Origin of the sequence: Runella rosea (genome assembly GCF_003325355.1) — a bacterium.
GTDB classification, from domain to species: domain Bacteria; phylum Bacteroidota; class Bacteroidia; order Cytophagales; family Spirosomataceae; genus Runella; species Runella rosea.
This window is the reverse complement of record NZ_CP030853.1, coordinates 1-23,223: the sequence shown is the minus strand read 5'-3', so window position 1 is coordinate 23,223 and position 23,223 is coordinate 1. Positions and strand designations below refer to the sequence as shown.

General features: G+C 40.9%; 10 protein-coding genes. 7 read left to right on the top strand and 3 right to left on the bottom strand.

Annotation, left to right across the window (positions count from 1 at the left end; genetic code table 11):
* Positions 1–226 precede the first annotated feature (226 nt).
* The 3 genes from DR864_RS29065 to DR864_RS29055 all read right to left on the bottom strand — a co-directional run bounded on the left by DR864_RS29065 (position 227) and on the right by DR864_RS29055 (position 4,357).
* Positions 227–1,609, bottom strand: coding sequence for a replication initiation protein (locus DR864_RS29065; RefSeq protein ID WP_114070658.1), 1,383 nt, complete (start codon positions 1,607–1,609; stop codon positions 227–229).
* An 838-nt stretch (positions 1,610–2,447) separates the two neighbouring features.
* Entirely contained in the window at positions 2,448–3,395 is a 948-nt protein-coding gene (locus DR864_RS29060; protein ID WP_114070657.1) for a hypothetical protein, read from the bottom strand.
* A gap of 20 nt (positions 3,396–3,415) precedes the next feature.
* Positions 3,416–4,357, bottom strand: a complete 942-nt coding sequence (locus tag DR864_RS29055; protein ID WP_114070656.1) for a ParA family protein — start codon at positions 4,355–4,357, stop codon at positions 3,416–3,418.
* Positions 4,358–5,322: 965 nt separating this feature from the next.
* Here DR864_RS29055 and DR864_RS29050 point away from each other — a divergent pair.
* The 7 genes from DR864_RS29050 to DR864_RS29020 all read left to right on the top strand — a co-directional run.
* Positions 5,323–8,457, top strand: coding sequence for a SusC/RagA family TonB-linked outer membrane protein (locus DR864_RS29050; protein ID WP_114070655.1), 3,135 nt, complete (start codon positions 5,323–5,325; stop codon positions 8,455–8,457).
* Between the two features lie 42 nt (positions 8,458–8,499).
* Positions 8,500–10,029 carry a SusD/RagB family nutrient-binding outer membrane lipoprotein gene (locus DR864_RS29045; protein ID WP_114070654.1) on the top strand — a complete coding sequence of 510 codons (1,530 nt, stop codon included), beginning with the start codon at positions 8,500–8,502 and terminating at the stop codon, positions 10,027–10,029.
* Positions 10,030–10,302: 273 nt separating this feature from the next.
* Positions 10,303–10,782, top strand: a complete 480-nt coding sequence (locus tag DR864_RS29040) for an ankyrin repeat domain-containing protein (protein WP_114070653.1) — start codon at positions 10,303–10,305, stop codon at positions 10,780–10,782.
* 397 nt (positions 10,783–11,179) lie between these two features.
* The gene (locus tag DR864_RS29035) at positions 11,180–15,295 is read left to right on the top strand and encodes a hybrid sensor histidine kinase/response regulator transcription factor (protein ID WP_114070652.1); all 4,116 of its coding nucleotides are present in this window, start codon (positions 11,180–11,182) and stop codon (positions 15,293–15,295) included.
* Between the two features lie 350 nt (positions 15,296–15,645).
* The gene (locus DR864_RS29030; protein ID WP_114070651.1) at positions 15,646–18,780 is read left to right on the top strand and encodes a SusC/RagA family TonB-linked outer membrane protein; all 3,135 of its coding nucleotides are present in this window, start codon (positions 15,646–15,648) and stop codon (positions 18,778–18,780) included.
* Positions 18,781–18,786: 6 nt separating this feature from the next.
* Positions 18,787–20,586, top strand: coding sequence for a RagB/SusD family nutrient uptake outer membrane protein (locus tag DR864_RS29025; RefSeq protein ID WP_114070650.1), 1,800 nt, complete (start codon positions 18,787–18,789; stop codon positions 20,584–20,586).
* Positions 20,587–20,883: 297 nt separating this feature from the next.
* A partial coding sequence (locus DR864_RS29020) for a glycoside hydrolase family 95 protein (RefSeq protein ID WP_162794290.1) occupies positions 20,884–23,223 on the top strand: 2,340 nt, incomplete at its 3' end.

The window sequence follows — 23,223 nt, the reverse complement described above, 5'->3', positions numbered from 1 at the left end:
TTCAATCTAAACTGCAAAAGTAATTCATATTTTGAGATTGATGGAATCTAGTGTATCTATTCATCTCGAGTTGAGGGTACTGATTTATATTTTCAAATAATGACATATGGTCTAAACTTTAGTTTTTCTCTTTTGTTGGCCTACTTATTTTAAATATATTTAATATTAAAACGGTATTATAACGATATAAAACTACTAATAATATCAGCTCATGGATTAATATTTATCATCCATCCCATCCTAAGGACCTAAGTTGGCTTTTGAGCGATTTCTCTAAGACGTCAAACTCCCGATCCATCTCATCAAAAAGTACTTGTCTTGCCTGTTTCACTTTAGCGAAAACTATCCCTTGAACCATCCCCTTTTTCATATTTTCAGCTATCGTCTGTCCTGGTGTATAAAAACGGCTGTTTTTGACTAAATTATGTATTTCAGTGCGTAGTGCGTCATCTCCGTTCAATATTTTCTCAACCATTTGGTTTTGTGTTTCATAATGCCTTACCTGTAGTTGCTCTAATTCAGTGGCCAAGCGCTTTAACAAATCACGAGTTTGCTTTTGTTGCTCTTCTACCTGCTGTTTTTCTTGCTTTGTCTCTTCTACCAAATCAAACAGATTAGATTGCATCATCATTTTCTGTAAATATCCCATTGGGTTTCGAATTTTCCCTCCCAACACAATTTGATTTTTGACCAGTGTAATACGCTGGCGAACATGTTCGGGCGAAAATTGAACCAACCAATCTTTAACAGTTTGTATATTTGCTCCTTTAAACTCTTTCAGTAAACTGAAAATTTCAAGAGCCTCTTGAGCTTCCTTGGGCACTACCGGCAGTTGTATCATCGAATCAACAATGATATTGCTTGGCAATTCTTCGGCGAAATCAACATTTCGCTCAATAAAGAAAATAATAGCATTTACCGCCTTACCCTTCTTTTCTTCTTCAAACGTAAACCGTATGTCCGTAAATTCTGAAAGATCCTCCTGTGCCTTAATAATTACCCTTTGCTTGAAATTGGCGTAAAGTGGATACTTATCTGCTATGTCCAAAATTTCCTTTAATTCTTCAATCGTAAATTTCCGTTTTCCGATTCGTTCGTACTGTTTCAGCAATTCATAGATTCTGATTGAAAACGAACTTTGCAGGCGAAGTATATTTTTGATGTCGTACATCAGAAACTGCGTTTGTAATTGCAGCAAATGAGGTTTCATCTCTGGATGAAATGAGATTTCAATGTATTTTCCAGCATTATTGTTTGTAAAGCTCTTTACACCCGCCGCAATGTGGGTCAATAGTTCCATTTCACCGTCAGGAGTCGATGCTACGGCTCTGATTTCTCGGCGCGCCAATTTCTCCGCTCCTTCTTTCAGAAATTTGTATGACTGCTTGTTTTGCTCTAAACCAAAATCACTGATAATTTCTTTCAGATAAATCCGGTAGGGCCTGAAGTCTTCATCATCTTTATGAATCATCGTAAGGGTTTTCGTAAATACCCTCATTTCCCAAATGTCAAACCGATATTTGCCTTCAACCAAGTCGTTAGACTTACGAATTAATCTTACTAAACGAGGTTTCTCACCTTTTGATGACTGTTCAGATTTTTTGGCCATACAGCTCCTTTTTTAGCTTAAAAATAACACCATAATTCGCATAAATTATCAAATACCCTAATTTTGTTATAGTTTAACCCTAAAAATGTTATAATTGAACCCTAAATTTGTTATAGTTAACCCTAAAAATGTTATAGTTAACCCTAAATTTGTAATAATAAACCTTACAATACATTGATTTTCAATTAGTTATAGCACCCGAAAGTATTTAAAAGCTTTTAAAAAGAAAAGAAACATCATCACGGCTATTGTTGATGATTTTAAAATTTCTTTTTTTTTTAAAATTTTTCTTTTAGAATAAATCTTTGATTATCAAATACTTAATAGAATAATTTGCATTTATTTTTTTTAAAAAATAAAGGTCTCCTGAACCCTAAATTTGTTATAATACCCTTTTTATCCACATAAATAACCCCTAAAAAAGTTATATACAGTCACCTACTTAAGATACATTTCTATCAATTTGAATTCATCTGTTGAGTTTTTGCGGTTTTATTAACAGTTATTTTATAAAAAATCTCAATTATATTGTATTTGACCTCTCTTGGATGCTTGTTTGGGGATATTTTCAATGTAGTTGAAAATATAATTTAAGACCCCTAAAAATGTTATACAAATAATCCGTTTTGAGTTTTAGTTCTTGAATAAAACGTGTGCATCAATGATAATCAATATTTTATAACACATTGATTATTAGGAAATAACAAATTAACTATTACATTTTTAGGGCGCATTTGGGCATTCGTATTTATTGATATACGAACTGAGGATACATTATCAATAAAATGATATATGAGGGATAATAAAACAAAAATAGGGCGCGCTAGTAAAAGTTATCCTAAGACAGTGCCTGTAAATCTGAAACCAATTTTATCAATTTATCACAGGCGTCTTTTCTCCTTTGGGGATTTTTAAGTTTAGGAACGAGTGTACCAATCTCATTAATCAATACATCAGCTGGAGTTGCACTACTAGTTTGTGTGATTTTTTGCTCTTTAGAAGGCATCAGCATTGCTTCGATTTCTTCTAAAGAATCCAACGGTTTTTCAAGGTTTTCCGTTTTGGTTAATTGCTGAATCCGGTTTTTACTAATTTTTGTGGTACCCGATAAAATAGAAAGTTTTAACTGCGGGCTGAGTTTTTCCAGACCTTCTGCAAACTCGGCGTCTCTTTTTATCGTTGCTTGGCCTACATTAAACTCTTGCGCGAGTTGCTCGGCAGTTGTCATTTTTTTCTCAGAACTAGCATAAGGATCATTTTGATCTTTATGCTCAGAGGTCATAATATCATAAAGCTCATTTTGAGCCTTATGGTTTAAACGTTCGTATTTCCCTTTGCTTTTGCGTAGATTTAGGTATTTCATTCCCCGGAGATACGAAGCCTGTTCGAGGCTTAAATTACGTCTTCCTAGCTGGTTATCAATCATAAACCCTTTGACATCTTCGAGGGTACTATAGGATACCAAATGAATTTGAAAATCAAGGGAATGTTTTACGCAGATATTAAAACGGTTATGGCCGTCAATCAGGACGTATATTGATTTGAGTGACTCTGATGCTGGGGTTATTACACTTTCAAAAGTGGGCCAAACCAAGAGTGCTTCTCGGCAACCTTCGTTTAAAATATTGATTTCCAACTGTTTTTTTTCTTCTTCGCCAAGTGGAGGAATAAGAGACTCAAGTTCAGGAAGAATCGTTATGTTTTTCTTGATTTCTTCGTGCTGTACAAAGGTGGAGCTTTGAAATATTTTTTGTTCGCCCAGAGAGGATTGATACTTTTTTGCCATTTGACCGAATAGAGAAGAGGTTAGCCGATAATTTCTTTTGCCAGGTTCATATAGTCTTTCGCGCCGTTAGAACTACTATCATATCCAAAAATATCAATTTGTGAAATCTGTGACTCTTTTAAAGAAACATTCATCCTGATTTGAGTATTGAAGATTTTAAAAGAATTGAGTTGTGAACGTACCTGTTCAATAATATCTCGGTGTATGTTTAATCGGTTATCGACCATCGTCAATAATACCCCTTCAATATGAAGCCCGCTGTTGAGCCGGCGCTGTACCTGAAAAATATGATCAAATAAACCTTTTACCCCCTTGAGTGCAGATATTTCGGGTTGGAGGGTAATCAGGCAGGAATTGGCCGCAATAAGGGCACTAGTGGTAAAAACATTGAGCGCTGGCGGACAATCAATTAGTATATAATCATATTCACTCAATTTTGGCGCAATTGCTCTCTGTAATTGCAATTCACTAAGCACCATTCTAATCATTTCACTTTCTCGACTAGCAAGGGTCAAATCGCTGGGAGATAAATCAAAATTGGGAGCAATGGAGTATACAGGCAGGGGCTCATCGTCAAGAACGGCGTGCATTACCTGCTTATCAGGGCTGTCAATTCCGAGTGCCTGCGATAGATTTCCCTGCGAATCCATGTCTATCACCAATACTTTATAGCCGTGAAGTACCAACGCTTTTCCCAAATTGAGCGTAGTAGTAGTTTTGCCTACGCCTCCTTTATGGTTTACAACAGCTATTACCTTTGCTTTGGAGCGGTAAAATTCTTTCCAACCATACCCTACCAAAACGGGATATAGTTTTGTAAGGTGATCTTGATTCAGTTCGCGTTCGCCATTTAAAGATTTGGAAAGAGTTCCTTTGGGAATAGCAGCTTCCTTTTCGACTTTTGCCAAAGTTAGTCCTTCCTTGTTTTTGAGGAAGTTTAGTACCTGTTCGCCGGTAATCATACAAATGATTTTGGTATTTTTTGTGGACAAATATAAGTGTTTTGTCTATAAATGAAGACAATTGTTACTCATTTATAGACAAACTATACCATGTTTTTACAACAAGATATAGTTTAGGCTAACTACACGTACATAAGTCATCGCAATCCCTGATAGTATTAAGGGAAATTTGCTGATTAAGAGGGCTTTAACAATTGACATAAATTCTAAGGGTATTCACTTGATTGTATATGTACCTCAGTTTGTTTTTTTTAAAACGGAATTTTCTCGTTTACGGGCCTCATTTGCCAGAATTGATGATATAAAGAAAAATTAATATTGCCCTTTAGCCTTTATCACTTGAGGAGGGAGTTGGTAGAAATTTCCACTTACTTGACTTCATCACTGCACATTAATTTTATAATTATTTCTATATCATTTATAATAATCACATTTACAGTCAGTACAGGTAGAACAATAAAACATTTATTATGAACGAATAGAGTTTTGGCCATAAGTTAATTCTTACTAAACATTTGGGTAAGCCATATTATAAAAACGTTAATAATTTGCGACTGAAAATTTATTTTACGCAAAAAACAAAAATCTCTTCTGCGAGTTTTTTGGAATCACGCAAATGCTACTAATTTTGCCCCTCTTAAAAAATTGTAAATTAAATAGTACTTATCCAAGTAGTACATCATAATACTATGAGAGTATAGGGTAGTAGATGTATCAAAGCCTTAAATTAGAGACGGTACTTTCAATGAATGATTTTTTAATACAAACTTTATCATTAGCTAAAAACCCTTTTATCTCAGCACCATTTTATCCAAACTTTAAACCTCAACTCAGTTGGCCCGTTGCTTATTGCAGCGCTCCAGCACTACTTTCGCTCTAACCGTTGCGCAAAGCTAACGCCGTGACTAATCACGGATAAGTTTGTCCTTACCTATTTTCTATTTTTAAATTCTAACACTAAACAAATGCGAAAACAACTATTCCCCTACACGTTGATGAAAAGCAGGAGTCGGTTCATGCTGTTGACCGGTTCAATTCTTTCCTTCGGTGTGTTAACCTGCGCTGGAATCATGGATGCTAATGCAGCGGCTCCACCGATTCAGAAGGTTCAGGTAAACGCACAGGAGGTTACTGGAACCGTAACTGACGAAAACGGGTCGCCACTTCCTGGCGTCAACGTAATTGAGAAAGGAACCACTAACGGTTCTCTCACCGATTCAGATGGTAAATTTAAACTGTCGGTAAGAAGCGATAAATCTATTATTTTATTCTCTTTTATCGGTTATGCTACCCAAGAGATAGAAGTAGGAACAAAAACCTCTTTTTCGATTCGCTTGACCACTGATACCAAAATACTTAGTGAGGTGATTGTGACTGCCTTAGGGGTAAAGCGGGAAGAAAAATCGTTGGGATATGCCGTTCAAAAGGTTGCGGGGCCTTCTTTGCAGACCGTCAAAGGGGTAAGCGTAGGTACTTCACTCACAGGTAGAGTGGCTGGTTTGTGGGTACGTAACAGTACTGAATTCAACCAAATGCCAACGCTCAGTTTACGTGGAGAGACTCCTTTGTTGGTTATTGACGGGGTTCCTTATAACAATATTTCCCTTAATAACATCGCCCAAGACGACATCGAAAGTATTGACGTTTTGAAAGGGCCAACCGCTTCGGCGTTGTACGGTTCTCGCGGGGGGAGTGGAGCCATCATCGTTACTACTAAAAAAGGTTCGGCCAACAAAGGCTTGACTGTGACGGTCAACACCAACAACATGTTCAACGCTGGCTTCCTGATGCTTCCAGAAGTACAGCAGTCGTATAGTGCAGGTATCGGGGGAGTATATGACCCTACGGATTACATCTGGGGCCAAAAGCTCGACATTGGTATTAAGGCCAACCAATGGAATCCTATCACCAAGCAAATGGAAATGCAAGAGCTTACTTCAAGAGGAAAGGATAACTTCCGCGACTTTTTGGTGCCAGGGCTGATTACCAACAACAGTATCAGCGTGGCTCAAACGGGCGAAAACGGTAGCTTCCGGACATCATTGACGCATATTTATAATAAAGGACAGTACCCAAATCTAAAATCTGATGCCTTCAACTTCACGTTGGGTGGGGAAATGAAAGTGGGAGATCGTTTTAAACTCTCCAGCCAAATGGGGTATAACAAACGCAATGCTCCCCAAATAACCGGGGCTGGGTACAGCGACCAAGGTTATATGTACAACATCTTGATGTGGATGGGACCGGAGTACAATTTGGCCGAATACAAAGACAACTATTGGCTGATTCCAGATGTACAGCAAAACTGGCATTATAAGGCTTGGTATGATAACCCATATCTCATCGCAAACGAAAAAGTGTGGGGTGTTTATGAGAATAGATTGAATGCAAACTTGACAGCTACTTACAAACTTTTTGAGGGAGCCAACTTAATTATTCGCCCTGGGTTTGATATGTACAGCAATGATGAAACCAAGCGCAACCCACCAAACATCCTCTCCAATCGTGGATGGGACACGCCAGGGCTCTATGCGATCAACAAACAAACTGGCTGGAGCTTCAACGGGGACGCCTTGCTTACTTACAATAAAACCATTGGTGATTTAGGGATTGATGCTTTGGCGGGTGGAGCTATTTATGCTTTGAAAAACAATAACTTGTACAGTGCTACCCGAAGCGGTATCCTGATTCCAGGTTATTATTCACTCAACAACTCCGTAGAAAGACCCAACGTAAGCGTAGGTGCCACTGCAAAGCAGGTGAATAGTGTGTACGGAAAACTGACTCTATCTTACAAAAATATGCTTTTCGTTGATGCAACAGGACGTAACGACTGGAGCTCCACGATGCCCCAAAGCTCGCGTTCTTATTTCTATCCATCCTTGGGAGGAAGCTTTGTCATTAGTGAAGTGCTAGGTTCATTACCTTCATGGCTTGACTTCTGGAAGTTGCGTGGTTCTTGGACCCTTTCCAAGTCGGATTTGGGTATTTATGCCACTAATCAGAGCTACAGTACGGCGATTGGTACTTGGAATGGCCTCAATGCGGGAAGTTATCCTACCACGATTCGTAATGCCGACAATATCCTTCCCGAAACCAATCGGACTTGGGAAATCGGTACGGCGGCATATTTCTTAAAGAAACGTTTGAAACTGGACATTGCCTACTTTAATAAGTACAATTATAACCGCCAGACCAACGCCCTCATTTCTTCCGCTTCTGGGTTTGTGAATACGCTGATTAACTGGGACGAAACACTCGTAAGAAGAGGTCTTGAAGTGAGTTTGGATGCTACGATTCTTAAAAAGAACGATTGGCAGTGGGATGCGACTGCTAACTATTCTTATAACCACCGTTACTACAAAGACATCGCTCCAAACTCAGCTAAAAATGCTTGGACGGTAGCGGGTGGACGTGTAGATACCTATACCGACCGTGTTTGGTTGACCGACCCAGCGTCTGGAAGTCTTATCCACCGTGCCAACGGTTTACCGCTTCTAAGTGATTTTAGCTACTTGCGTGGATACACAGACCCTAAATTCTTATGGGGATTTGCCAATACCATCAAGTATAAGCAATTCAGCTTGATGGTTAACTTCGACGGACGTGTTGGTGGCGTGCTGAACAACTATACCTCTTATAAAATGTGGGATACTGGCTCGCACCCTGATTCAGACAATCAATGGAGATATGACGAGGTTGTAAACAAAAATAAATCATTTGTAAGCCAGGGAGTTATCGTAAAGTCTGGAGCTGTAACGTTTGATAGTTTTGGTAATATTACCAACGATACGCGCGTATTTGCTCCAAACGAAGCGAAGGTATCGTACCAAGATTATGCACGTTCTTATGGAGATGGAACGCGCGGTATCACCGATGCTACTTTCTTTAAACTGAGAGAGGTGTCGTTGGGTTACAACCTTCCCTCAAATATTGCGAAGTTGCTCGGGGCACGTTCAGGTTCTATCTCTTTAACAGGTCAAAATGTGTGGATGTGGACCAAAGCCTTCCGCTTTGCTGATCCTGATAAAGCGGATGATACGCAGCTTACTTCACCATCGGTTCGCTACATGGGCGGTAACATCACGTTGACGTTCTAATAACACAGAGCTGATTGTTAATCACATCTAAAAGCATTACGTATGAAATTTACTTGGAAAAAATACTTACTTATTGGCGTTGTGGGTCTCTCGATGGGCAGTTGCTCAAAGTTTGAAGAAATCAACACTAACCCCAATGCGGCGACCAAAGCGTCGGCGCCATTGCTTGCAACAACACTCATCCTTGATATTTCGAGAAATTCGCTCGGAAGCATCGGGTCAATGATGAATGGCAAGTCTATCATTCGGATGGAATTTCCCGAAAACGCGCAGTACAATTACTTGGGACGCGCAAGTTTTGACGGACTTACGGTGCTCAACAACGTTGAGAAAATGATTGAACTTGCCCCCGAAGGTGCCTACAAAAATTCCTATACGGCATTGGGTAAATTTGTGAAAGCGTACAAATTCTTCTGGTTATCGATGCAGGTGGGAGATATTCCTTATGCAGAGGCATTATTGGGAGAAAAAGGAACATTGAACCCTAAATACTCGACCCAAAAGGAAGTAATGGCAGGAGTCCTCAATGAACTCGAAGAGGCAGATAAACTTTTTGCCGCTGGTATCAAATTCGACGGGGATCCTATTTACGGTGGCGACATCACCAAGTGGAGAAAGTTTGTAAATACTTTTGAGCTTCAGGTGCTTTTGCATTTGTACCGTAAGACTGGGGAGGCTGATTTAAAAGTCAAAGAAAGATTCAACACGATTGTAACCAGCAAACCAATCTTCGAGAGCAATGCTGATAACTTCCAGTTGGTGTATGCCGACCTTGCCGGGCAGCGTTATCCTTTCTATAAACTAGGTAACACGACCCGTCTGTATACCATGATGACGAATGTGGTCGTGGACAAACTGAAAGATTTGAACGACTATCGTTTATTCTACTATGCCGATCCTTCACCGGTGAAAATAGCCAAAGGGGCAGCGGTTGATAGCTGGGATTCTTATTTAGGTTTTGACCCATCCATGGTCTATGCAGAGTTGACGACCATTTTTGGGGGCAAAGATTATTCTAACGTAAACAGCCGCTATTTGGAGCTTGCCAATGCTGAGCCTGTGTATGTACTTAGCTATGCCATGTTGAAATTTATGTTGGCTGAAGGAGCCGTGCGTGGCTGGATTACGAGTTCGGCAAGCTCCCATTATACCGATGGTATCAAGGCAAGTATGAAGTTTACGGCCGGATTCACTCCCGACAATGTGCTTTTCCATCACAATCGCAAAATTACGGATGCTTATATTGATACCTACGTGGCTTCGGACAAAGTTAAACTGAAGACGACGGCAAGTGAGCAAGTACAGCTTGAGCAGATTATTACGCAGCGCTACTTGAGTACGTTCATGCTTCACGCACCGTTTGATGCTTTCTTTGAAAACCGTCGTACTGGTTTCCCAGTGTTTCCAGTTAACCCTAAATCAAACTTGAACGTACCAGCAGATAAATTACCAGTTCGGTGGCAGTACCCGCAAAAGGAACTTGACTACAACACCGCCAACGTAAATAGTGCCATCCAGTCGCAGTATGCTGGTAGCGACGATTTTAACAAAACCATGTGGATTCTTCAATAATTAAGTAAGGTATCCTCAAAGTAAAAAGGCTCGTGTGTAACCCACACGGGCCTTTGCTTTTTTGTAGGTTGATACTGATAAACACCCACTTTTCAGGATTGAAAAGATGAGTAAATGTTAAATCCTGTTCATTTATAGAAAAGGGACTTTTACAAATTGTAAACATTTACTAATTTGAGCCATAACTAAACACCTTAAGCGCCACTCACGTGTAATAAGGCCTGCAAACTTTAACATTTCAGAGAATCTTTACTCAAAATATTAAGACTTGATATGACAGCTTTAATGAATGCCATCAATAAAAATAACCTTTCGCTTGTGGAGCAACTCATCCAAAACGGCGCGGATGTCAATGAGTTGGATTCAAATCAGGATGCTCCGTTGGTCATTGCAGCATATAAGGGATATAACCAAATCGTAAAGTTGTTATTAGCGTCTGGCGCGGATGTGCGTGCCGTTGACCCGGGTATGAAGGCCACGGCTTTACATGCCGCTGCCTATGCTGGCCGAACAGAAGCGGCTAAACTCCTGATAGAATACAATATTGACATCAATAAGCAAGGCCCTTACAATGGTTATACCGCTCTACATGATGCGATTTGGCAGGATAACATTGATATTGTTAAATTACTGTTGGCCGCTGATGCAGATTTGAGTCTTCTTTCGCACGATGGGAAATCTCCTTTAGATTTTGCCAAATCCAAAAATCGCAAGGAAATTGTAACCTTAATTCAAACCAAACTAGGGAAGTAATTTCAACTGCTTACCGAATGACCAATCATTACTCTCTAAGGTTTGATGGTTTTCGATAAAGGTTGGATTAGGTAGAAATAGTCTATTTTGCATATTTTATTGTGCAAAATAGACTATTATTTGCATGTTAAATTATGCAAAGCGGAATTGGTAAGACTACCCTGATGCTCAAACGTATAAAATTATTGGGGCGATCCAGCGCCGAAGCGGTGTATTTACCTTAGACGATTTGTATTTTACCACCTATTCGTTGGTTGAAACAGCCGCTGAGTTCGGAAGTAAAGTGGGCCACGTCAACTACTTAGTCTTTTGATAATGTCTACGCCGAATGAATCAATAAAAGGGGTACATTTATTAGGGCCAAAACCATGAAAGGTTGCATTTGAAGGAGGTCAAGATGAAAAATATTTTATATATAGTTCTTCTGTTTTTTGGGGCCCATTATTCCTTTGGGCAGCAAAAAGAATATAATTTCATCAATTTCAGTAGTAAAAATGGGCTGGCTTCAAATACCGTAAATGCCATCGTAAAAGATAAATATGGCTTTATGTGGTTTGGAACCGAAGACGGCTTAAACAAATTTGATGGGCATAATTTTACGGTATATCGACATCGAGAAAATGATACAACAAGTATAGGGAGAGGGGCGGTAATGGCGATGTTGGAAGATAAAGAAGGCAATTTATGGGTTGGTACCAACATTACGCTCTCCGTTTACAATAGAAGTTTAAATAATTTTATCAATTACGATTTTACCAAAATTGGCTGGATACGGAGTTTATGCACCGACCATAACGGCAATATTTGGGTCGGAACCTATAGTGGATTGTTCTATTTTAATACCAAAACCCACAAAATAAACGCTTATAAAGTTGACCCAACGGATGATAAAACATTAAACTCTGAGATGATCCTTTGTGTATTTGAGGATAGTAGAAGCAATGTTTGGGTCGGCACCAAAGCTGGACTACATCTTTTTAACCCTAAAGATGGAAGTTTTAAGAGATTTCTTCACAATAAAGAGAATCCAAACAGCATCTCAGATAACACCGTTAGGTCCATAGTGGAAGATAAATATGGAAACTTATGGATAGGAACATCTGATGGTGGCTTAAATAAGATGAATGTACAAAGTGAAACTTTCATTCACTTCAAAAATAGCAAGTCCGATAAAAACACATTGACTAACAACAGTATCTTCAAACTTTTATTTGACAATACGGGTAAATTATGGGTTGGAACCGAAGATGGACTCAATATTTTTGACCCTAACAATGGGAATGTTGAAAGGATACAAAGCTCAATATCAGGAAAATACAGTGCAATTGGTGGCTTTGTTGGCCGATCGGTAAGGGATATTTATTTAGATAATTGTGGGATTTATTGGATTAGTACCCTTCAAGGAGGCGTAAATAAATATGATGTTAACCTGGCATTTTTCAATCATAAACAGTTTAATCCATCGGATGCAAGTGGACTGACTGCGGGTTCGATTACCTCATTTGCCGAAAGTCCATCGGGTGATATTTACGTGGGTACTGATGGTGGTGGACTCAATATCTTCAATAAAAAAACAGGCTTTATCAAACGTTTTGCGCTCAACAAAACAAAAGAGAATGGAGAGGTTATTTTGGCTTTGGAGCCGTTGGGCAATGAACTTTGGGTAGGTACATACCTCGACGGCCTCTATGCGGTAAATACAACCACTAATACCGTAAGGAATTTTGCTATCAATAAAAGTAAAACCGATTTTTCTAATACCCCTATCAACTGCTTAAAAGCTGACCGTCAAGGAAATATTTGGATTGGCACAAACGGAAACGGGATATATGTGTACCATCCCAAAACGGGAGAGTTACTTCATTTTGATGAAATTTTGCCCAAAAACGCCAGAAAAAATAAATCTATCAATGGTTATATTAATGCTATTGAAGAAGATAAACACGGTAAACTTTGGTTTGGGTCAAATGGCTCAGGGGTTGCGGTATATGACCCTGTCCAAAAAACGTTTACGGTCTTAAATCACGGTAATAGTAAACTCCCTTTAGATAGGGTTCTAAGCATTTATTGCAGCAAACAGGGGGATATTTGGGTAGGTGTATTTGGGGGCGGGTTATGTTTGTATGATTCTAAAAACAAACAATTTAGCCAATACAGCGAAGAACATTTGCTTTCAAATGGGGTGATTTATAAAATTCTGGAAGATGAATTTGGTAAATTATGGGTAAGTACCAATAAGGGCATAAGTACATTTGACCCTAAAAAAAGCATATTCAAGAATTACACCTATCATAATGGCATACAGCAAAGTACCTTTAACGTTGGGGCAGGTTTAAGAACAATCTCGGGCGAAATGTATTTTGGCGGGCTTGATGGCTTTAATTACTTCTACCCTAAAATGCTTTACCAAAACAAGAATGTACCGCCCATTGTCATTACGGATTTGAAAATCAATAACAAAAGCGCAAACCCCATCGACAATTCGGAAATTACTGACTACATATCTGTTGCTAAAGAGATTAATTTGAGCTATCGGCAAAACTTTTCGTTAGACTTTGTCGCGTTGAATTATACCGCCCCGCACGAAAGTCAATATTCGTACATGTTGGAAGGTTTTGATAAAGAGTGGAATAATGTTGGCTCCGTTACCACGGCCGTTTACACCAACTTAGACCCAGGGAAGTACACGTTTAGATTAAAAGCCAAAAGCGAAGATGGCTCTTGGCATTCGCCAGAAAAAACCATCGCTATTGTCGTAAATCCACCTTTTTGGCGCACTTACTACGCTTATTTTATCTATTTGACCCTCTTGATGACCGCACTGTGGACCATACGAAGACGAGGAATACAAAAATTGAGAAATGAATTTGCTTTGGAGCAAGAACGCCTTGAAGTAAAGCATCTTATAGAAAAAGAACGAAATGATGCCGAACGAAAAATGGAGTTGGAACAGGTGAAAATAAAATTTTTGACCAATTTGAGCCATGAATTAAAAACGCCACTCACGCTTGTTTTAAATCCCATCGAAAGTCTGTTGTTTCAGGAAAAAAGCATTGAAAAACTGGATACACTGAATCTAATCAATAGAAATGCAAAACGACTCTTGAACCTCGTAAACCAACTGCTTGATTTTCGTAAGATAGAAGATAATGAACTGAAGTTAAACCTTGCCGAAGGTGATCTCGTGTCCTTTGCAAAGGAGATTGTGGATTCATTTAAATACATTTCGGAGCGCAAAAACATTCAGCTTGACTTTAAAAGCGCATTTAATGAGTATCACACAATCTTTGATAAGGAAAAGCTGGAACGTATCTTATTAAATTTACTTTCTAATGCTATTAAATTCACCAATGAAGAAGGGAAGGTCTATTTCAGTATTGATGCAGAGGCTGAAAATGGGATAAAACTAACCATTGAAGATACTGGAATAGGGATGCCAACTGATATGTTGGAGAAAATCTTTGACAGGTTTTATCAAATCAATACCACGCCAAATATCCTCAACCAAGGTAGTGGCATTGGACTTTCAATTACTCAGGAGTTTGTGAAACTTCATGGCGGCACCCTAAAAGTGGAGAGTGAAGAAGGGGTAGGAAGTGTTTTTATGGTGCATTTGCCCTTGGTTTTATTATCAAACCAAACGTTAAGTCTAACGGACGCCCAAGATGAAAAGCAGGACATTGCAGTGCCTTTAACCAGCGAAGATGAAATCGACGATCATTCAAAAATTGGAAAGCCAATCCTTTTGATTGTTGATGACAGTGAAGACCTTAGAATCTATCTAAAAGAAAACCTAAAGGCAAAATATAAAATTATTGAGGCGTCAGATGGAAAACAAGGTTGGCAAAAAACCCTTGCGTGTCATCCAGAGATCATTGTGAGCGATGTAAACATGCCCAACATGGACGGCAGGGCACTGGTTCGAAAAATCAAAAATGATAATCGAACCAAGCACATACCCGTCATTTTACTCACGGTATTGGCCGAAGAAATTGACCAATTGAAGGGACTTGAAACAGGAGCAAACGATTATCTTACAAAGCCCTTTAGTTTTCAGCTTTTGAATCTGAAGATAACCAACCTGCTCAATCTTAACACTACCTTAAAAAATACCTACAGTAAACACATTAATCTCGAAACTCCAGAAATAGAACTCGTTTCGGAGGATGAGAAATTCCTGCTGAAAATCTCTCGCTATGTAGAAGACCACATTGAAGACCCAGATCTGTCGGTGGACATTCTGAGCAAAACAATGTTTATGAGCCGAGGTACGCTGTATAATAAGGTGTTGAGTCTGACGGGAGAAACACCCGTGGAATTTGTGCGCTCCATCAAACTTAAAAAGGCCGTGACACTACTGGAAAAAAGCGATATGAAGATTTCGCAAATTGGCTACGCTGTTGGGTTCTCTAATCCTAACTATTTTGCAAGGGCATTTAAGGCTAAGTACAGTGTGTCGCCTTCTGAGTACATACAACTGAAAAGAGATTCTGCTAAAAGTATGCCCCGCTAAGCGCTCCATAGCAACTTACTGATTTGCTTTATCGACGTTCAATTTTATTGAGTGTCTGGGTTGATTTTAATATTAAATAAAGAAAAATTAAAACAAACTCCACTTCTATTTACCCTGTCTCTGGGTCAGTAAGCTTCTGTGCAATTATGGTCTGATTTTTCCCACCTCAAGAAAGGCCAAGCCCTTTTTGTGATACTTTATGTGTCAAATTGACAATTTTAAACATTCGGAACATAGATTTGGTGAAACGTGCTACTTAGTTTTTTGTTAGGGCGCTTACTTTACATCCACAAATAATCGGCCGTACTAAGGAAGATTATATAATTTATTCAACCAATCATATTTATACTATGAAACAATTCAACCCTTCCATTTTACAGTGGCAAAATAAACATGGCTATTGGGCGTGGTGTATTTTGCTATTGATCCTTTCGGGGTTTACACTCAATGCACAAACCGTAAAGGGAATCATCAAATCAAAAACGAACGGGGTGATACCCGGTGCTTCGGTATTGGTAAAAGGAACAGCAAGAGGAACAACAGCCAACAACGAGGGAGTCTATACAATCAATGCTTCCCCAAACGAAACCTTAGTATTCAGCTCGATTGGTAATAAGACCCAAGAGGTGTTGGTAGGAAACCGCTCCACCATCGACATCGAATTAGACGAAGACCAGTCAACGCTGAATGAGGTAGTGGTTGTTGGCTATGGTACGCAACGCAAGCGGGACGTAACGGGAGCGGTTGTTTCAGTTACCGAGGCTACGTTGAAAGAAGTACCAGCTCCCAACCTGCTTAACCAACTCAAAGGACGGGCGGCTGGGGTGTCAATCGTAAGCAACGGCTCTACGCCCGGTAGTCAAGCATCCATTCGTATCCGTGGTAACCGCTCCATTACGACAGGAAACGGTGACGGTCTGGATGGCCCCCTTGTGGTGGTAGATGGTATTCCGTTTGGAGGACTGAATGACATAAACCCTGACGATATCGCAAACCTTGAAATCTTGAAAGACGCATCGGCAACGGCCATTTTCGGTTCGAGAGGGGCTGGTGGTGTCATCTTGATTACCACCAAAAGAGGGAAAGTAGGCAAACCGATTCTGACGTATGATGGCTACCACGGTGTGACGAGCATTATGGGCAAATATAACGTCATGAATGGGGCGCAATACGCAAAATTCAAGGAGCAATCGGCCGCACTGAACACCCAAGGAGCTGGTACAACAGCTTACCCACTTACCGAAGAAGAAAAGGCAAACCTTGCTGCAGGAGTTTCTACCGACTGGCAGGATTTAATGTATAAGCAAGGATTTAACACAAGCCATCAACTTGGATTACAGGGTGGTGTAGAAAATACGCAATACAGTATGGGGCTTGGCTATTTTAATGAAACGGGTATTATGCCAAACCAAAACTTTGACCGTTTTACAATCCGTGCCACCATCGACCAGAAAATTGGAAAACGGGTTAAAATTGGTTTAAACACAATTAATACGCTTACGCGCAGAAATGACCCAGCAGGCGGTGGAGTTCCGACGGAATTGGTTCGTTTATCGCCACTCATCAAGCCCTACAACGATGATGGCACTGTACTACTGAATCCCAAACGTGGAACGATTGAAGCCCAAGCCGTAAGCCCACTTACCCTTATTTCACGCGGAGATGATATTCTTTCCAACGAGCGTTCGATCAGAACATTCAATAGTTTGTACGCGGAAGTAAACATTTTAGATGGCCTAAGATACCGTTTCAATGCGGGTCTAAATTTTAGTCAAGTGCATTTTAATGGCTACGGCCCTCCCAATACATTTGTTAATACTGGAGTTGACCAAAATGTATCCAATGCTGATGTTAGAAATACTGAATATTGGGACGTAAACATGCAGCATTTGCTTTATTACGATAAAACATTTGCTACAAAACATAGGCTTGGTTTGACTGCGCTCTATGAAATTACCAAAAATCATAATTTGGGCAGCAGTTTTAACGTAAGAGGGGTTCCTGCCGATTATATTCAAACCGCCAACTTCTCATTGGCTTCTGGTCAACCTACTGGTAGCGGAAGTTTTGGTGAAACGGGGCTATTGTCTTACATGGCCCGCTTGAACTATACGTTTAATGATAAATACATCTTAACGGCTACCTTCCGCCGAGATGGGTCTTCTACCTTATCGCCGGGTAATCAGTACTTCAACTACCCAGCAATCGGTTTAAGCTGGAACCTCATCGACGAGCCGTTTATGAAAAACCTGAGCTTCCTGTCAAATTTGAAACTGAGAGGTGGTTGGGGAATTTCCGGCAACCGAAACGTAGGGGCTTATGCTACCTTGGGAGCGCTTTCAACGGGTTACTATAACTTTGGTACAACGACGGCTGGACAGGCGCTTGCTTATACCGTGACCAGTCTGCCAGCGAGTGATTTGGGTTGGCAGTCCACGTCCCAGACGGATATTGGTTTAGAGATCGGTTTATTTAACAACCGTATCACGGGGTCATTTGATGTGTATTACCAAAAAACGAAAGATATTTTGCTTTCGGTCAACCTCCCCCAAAGTAACGGTGCAGGCTCAACCCTCAAAAATTTAGGAAGAACCGAAGGAAAAGGCTTTGAAGCATCATTGACGTTTGACATCTTCAGAAATAAAGGTGGTTTTAATTGGAGCACTGATGTGACTTATTTCTTAAACCGTGAAAAAATCACGCAGCTTACTACACCGTCAGAATTGGATAATAAAGGAAATTTCTGGTTTGTTGGTCATCCGCTTACTGTCATTTATGACTACAACAAAATCGGAATCTGGCAGCAGGCGGATTTGGATAATGGTACGTTGAAAAAACAAACATCACCTGTACAACTTCCGGGTGAAATCAGAGTGGAAGACGTTGACAATAACGGGGTTATTGATGCCAATGACCGTAAAATTATCGGCAATTTTCAACCTAAATGGGAAGGTGGTTTGACCAACAGAATCAGCTTCAAAGGATTTGATGTGTCGTTTGTCACCTTTGCTCGGATGGGAATGAAAGTAGTGGTTCCGTACTTATCGGGTACTTCAGGCGGCGGTTCGGGTTTTGGTTTCCTTAACCAAGGTCGTTCAAACCAATTGGTAATGGATTACTGGACCCCCGAAAATCCAACCAATGCCTTCCCTAGACCTGATGCAGGCGGCGGTGTACGCAACTTTACGTCTACGACTTCTTATCAAGATGGTTCTTTTATTAAAATGAGAAGTATCAACGTAGGTTATACGGTCAATGCCAAGGTACTTAACAAAATCGGGGTTTCTTCGGCCCGTATCTATTTGAATGCCACCAATCCTTTTATCATTTATTCGCCTTTAGTAAAAGCCAAGCTTGCCGTTGACCCCGAAGGAAATGGCTACGGTAACACCATTCAGGGAGGCAATTTTAACCGTTTCGTGACGGTAAATTTAAACAACCCTCCAGTTCGTCAATATACATTAGGTTTGAATCTTAAATTTTAATTCAAGATGAAAAAAATACATAGTTTAATCATTGCCTTCGCTTTATTTTTCTGTTTAAGCTGCGGAAAAATCCTGGAAGAGCATCCGCAATCGCAAATTGTCCCCTCATTTTTCAATAGTCCAGCGGGTGTATTGGGTGGTATTGCTGGGGTATACAATGAAATCCGCGGTCAATGGGGAACCGAAGGATTTTCTTCAGAAATGCAGGCTGGTACCGACGAATTTATTCAGGGTGCAAGTAGTGGCGGCGGCCCAATACATACATTTAACGGCCTTAACAGTACCAACTTTGGGTCGGCATGGGGAGCTGCTTTTACAAGCATCAACACCATCAACGGTGTATTAAAATTCGGGCAAAATATTGACTTGCCCGAAGCAACAAAAAACCAGTATTTGGCGCAGGCTAAGTTTTTGAGGGCTTTCTGGTACTTTTATTTGGTTCAGACGTGGGGAGATGTGCCATTGCACACTGAGTTTATCACCTTACCCTCGCAAAGCGCCAAAAGAGACCCCGCAGCTGAGGTATATAAGTTAATCATTAAGGATTTAACCGAAGCGGCGGCGGCATTGCCTGATAAGCCAACCGCACCCTTTTTAGGCAAAGCTGCTACTAAGCCCACAGCCTTGTTCTTTTTAGCAAAAGCCTACCTGACGCGCGGTTGGTTGACCAATTCGCAGGCAGACTTTGCGGAAGCTGCAAAAATCTCGAATGAGCTTATTACCAATAAAGCAGCTTACGGGCTTGATTTATGGCAGGATTTCGGCGACGCTTTTGTGCCAGCAAATGATTACGGCAAAGAAACTTTGTTTGTCAGCGACCACTCAAACGACGCCAAATACGGCTATTATCGACTAGGCTCTGGCGAAAGTGGCGGTTTTGCCAATAACCTAACGCCTTGGTTTACCAATTGGAACTATCCAAATAACAGCGGTATTAACTCTTTCGTAAACGCTGCCGGTGTATTGGTAAACTCTGGAACGTCAGGGATGATACGTGATTCGTACTATGGCCGCCCTTATGCCCGTATTCGCCCAAATAGTGTAAATCAAACCAATGGCAAAAATTATTTTCTTGATCAGGCTTTTGTAAAAAGAGATGTAGATTCACGATTTAACAATACGTTTTATACGGTTTATATCTCCAATACCGCCGTAACCAATACGCCAACGGCGGCCAATAATAAACGGGGTATCGGCTACACAATGCAAGTGGGTATTGATACCGCTGTATGGATTACGGATTATGAGGTGGTAGGAGCGCCGCAGTTTAATGGAACGAGACCTTTCAAAGGAATCATTGCTCCTCCGAGTACATGGAATGCTAATTTATATCCTGCCATTAAAAAACACATGGATCCAAGCCGTGGCAGTAACTTCAATGACCCTTCTACTCGCCCGGTAGTGATTACTCGTTTTTCTGAAGTGTATTTAGTAGGTGCCGAAGCATATCTTATGTCGGGAAACAAGGCAAAGGCTGCTGAACTGCTCAACGTGGTTCGTCAAAGAGCTGCCTATCGCAAAACCAATACGGCAGCTCAAAATGCCGCTGCCGCTGCTGCGATGACAATCGGCGCCGATGATGTAACCGTTGATTTTATTCTGGATGAGCGAAGCAGAGAATTTTTTGGTGAGTGGATGCGATACCAAGACCTAGTTCGTACCAAAACATTGGTAAGACGTATACAGGCTTGGAATAAGGAGGCATCTGCCTATGTCAAAGATTTTCATGTTCTAAGACCGATACCTCAGTCGCAAATTGACCGCACCGTTGAAGGTCCTCCTTTTACGCAAAATCCTGGTTATTAATTGAATATTGTAGATAAATAAGAGAACGACTGGAGATGTAAGAGGTAGGTGTCCTCTTACATCTTTTTAATTATTTAATAAAATGTTTGCATAATTTACGTAATAAATATAACTTTTCTGTCTTGAACTGATTGTTTACGATTATCAATTTTTTGAATGCATAAAAGCGGTAGTGTTACCATCACTATTTTTTTTGTACACATAAATGTGTCAATTTTACACATTCTATTTGTGTTATAAGTAATCAGTTCATAAACAGTCAATTACGTCACTATATATTGTATCAACCTGTTATTAATGAAACCATTTTTCACTTTTTGTTTACTGATTGTCTCTTTCCTGAGTTTTTCTCAGGAAAGTAAAAGCCTGAAACTTTGGTATACCAAACCCTCTGGCAACACCTGGGAAAATGCCCTGCCCATCGGCAATGGTCGACTGGGAGCAATGGTGTATGGAAATGTGGAAAAAGAAACGATTCAGTTAAATGAACACACCGTTTGGAGCGGGAGCCCTAACCGCAACGACAATCCGGAGGCATTGGCGGCCTTGCCAGAAATTCGCCAATTGATTTTTGAGGGAAAACAAAAAGATGCCGAGCGGTTAGCCAATAAAGCGATCATTACCAAAAAATCACATGGGCAAATGTTTCAACCCGTTGGAAATCTGCACCTCACCTTGGAAGGTCACGAAAATTACACCGATTATAATCGAGAATTGGACATCGAACGAGCCGTTGCCCAAACCACTTATACCGTCAACGGAACAAAATACACGCGGGAGATTTTAGCGTCTTTTCCCAACCAGGTGATCGTGATGCATTTGACAGCCAGTAAACCCAACAGCCTTACGTTTGTGGCTTCTTATGCTACACTTCACAAAAAAAGAGTAATCAATACGACAGCTCCAAACGAGCTCACTCTTTCCGGAACCACTTCGGACCACGAAGGAGTAAAGGGAATGGTCAATTTCAAGAGCATTGCCCGTATCAAAACCGTAGGTGGTAATGTGACTGCCAACGACACTTCCATTACGGTAAAAGGGGCCACAACCGCCACCATTTATATTTCTATTGCTACCAATTTCAATAACTACAAAGACATCAGCGGTGACGAGAACGCCCGGGCAACCGCGTATCTGGACAAAGCCTATCCTAAATCTTACGCCTCAATTTTAACTCCGCATATTGCTGCTTACCAAAAGTACTTTAATCGTGTTCGATTAGATCTCGGAAAAACTGAAGCGGCTAAACTCCCCACTGATGAGCGTTTGAGAAATTTCCGAACCGCTAACGACCCGCACATGGTGACGCTTTACTATCAGTTTGGTCGCTATTTGTTGATTTCTTCTTCTCAGCCTGGTAGTCAACCAGCTAACTTACAGGGGATTTGGAATAACAAAATGAATCCACCGTGGGACAGCAAATACACCATAAACATCAACGCGCAGATGAACTATTGGCCCGCTGAGAAAACAAACCTTGCCGAACTCCATGAGCCGTTTTTGAAGATGGTAAAAGAACTGTCGGAGACAGGGCAGGAAACGGCGCGTGTTATGTACGGAGCAAAGGGCTGGATGGCGCACCACAATACCGATATTTGGCGGGCAACGGGCGCGATTGACGGCGCCTTTTGGGGAATGTGGACGGGGGGAGGCGGCTGGACTGCCCAACACCTTTGGGAACATTACCTGTACAGCGGTGATAAAGCCTATTTGATTGAAATTTATCCCATTCTGAAAGGAGCTGCTTCCTTTTATGCTGATTTTTTAGTTGAACATCCAAAATATCATTGGCTGGTTATCAACCCGGGAAGTTCTCCCGAAAACGCTCCGAAAGCCCACGCTGGTTCGTCGTTGGATGCTGGAACGACGATGGACAACCAAATTGTTTTCGATGCATTCAATACGGCCATTCGAGCGGCCCAACTCTTGAAAAAAGATGCCGCTTTTGTCGATACGCTCAAAAATCTACGCAGTCGTCTGGCTCCGATGCATGTGGGGCAACATGGCCAATTGCAGGAATGGCTCGATGATGTAGATGACCCCAACGATCATCACCGTCACGTTTCCCACTTGTACGGGCTGTTTCCTGCCGTACAAATTTCACCCTATCGTACGCCCGAACTCTTCAATGCTTCGCGCACCACATTGATTCATCGCGGGGATGTTTCGACGGGTTGGAGCATGGGTTGGAAAGTCAACTGGTGGGCTCGTTTGCAGGACGGTAATCATGCCTATACCCTAATTCAAAACCAACTTACACCCTTGGGCGTCACCAAAGACGGAGGCGGAACCTACAATAATTTGTTTGATGCGCACCCTCCTTTTCAGATCGACGGGAATTTTGGGTGTACCTCGGGCATTACTGAAATGCTCATGCAAAGTGCCGACGGAGCGGTGCATTTATTGCCGGCCCTGCCTGATGTATGGCAAGTAGGCAGCATCGGCGGACTGCGGGCAATTGGCGGTTTTGAGGTAGTGACTATGGAGTGGAAAGACGGAAAACTGACCAAGGTAGCTATGAAATCAACCCTTGGCGGTAACCTTCGCCTTCGCGCCGCTAATGGCCTGAAATTGAGTAGCGGAGGAACGCTGAAAAAAGCATCTGGTCAAAATCCTAACCCGTTTTATGCCGTGGAG

Bases quoted from the DNA above. Each gene is read 5' to 3' on its own strand.
- DR864_RS29045 (WP_114070654.1), top strand. From the start codon at position 8,500: ATGAAATTTACTTGGAAAAAATACTTACTTATTGGCGTTGTGGGTCTC.
- DR864_RS29025 (WP_114070650.1), top strand. From the start codon at position 18,787: ATGAAAAAAATACATAGTTTAATCATTGCCTTCGCTTTATTTTTCTGT.
- DR864_RS29030 (WP_114070651.1), top strand. From the start codon at position 15,646: ATGAAACAATTCAACCCTTCCATTTTACAGTGGCAAAATAAACATGGC.
- DR864_RS29050 (WP_114070655.1), top strand. From the start codon at position 5,323: ATGCGAAAACAACTATTCCCCTACACGTTGATGAAAAGCAGGAGTCGG.
- DR864_RS29035 (WP_114070652.1), top strand. From the start codon at position 11,180: ATGAAAAATATTTTATATATAGTTCTTCTGTTTTTTGGGGCCCATTAT.
- DR864_RS29060 (WP_114070657.1), bottom strand. From the start codon at position 3,395: ATGGCAAAAAAGTATCAATCCTCTCTGGGCGAACAAAAAATATTTCAA.
- DR864_RS29065 (WP_114070658.1), bottom strand. From the start codon at position 1,609: ATGGCCAAAAAATCTGAACAGTCATCAAAAGGTGAGAAACCTCGTTTA.
- DR864_RS29055 (WP_114070656.1), bottom strand. From the start codon at position 4,357: ATGATTACCGGCGAACAGGTACTAAACTTCCTCAAAAACAAGGAAGGA.
- DR864_RS29040 (WP_114070653.1), top strand. From the start codon at position 10,303: ATGACAGCTTTAATGAATGCCATCAATAAAAATAACCTTTCGCTTGTG.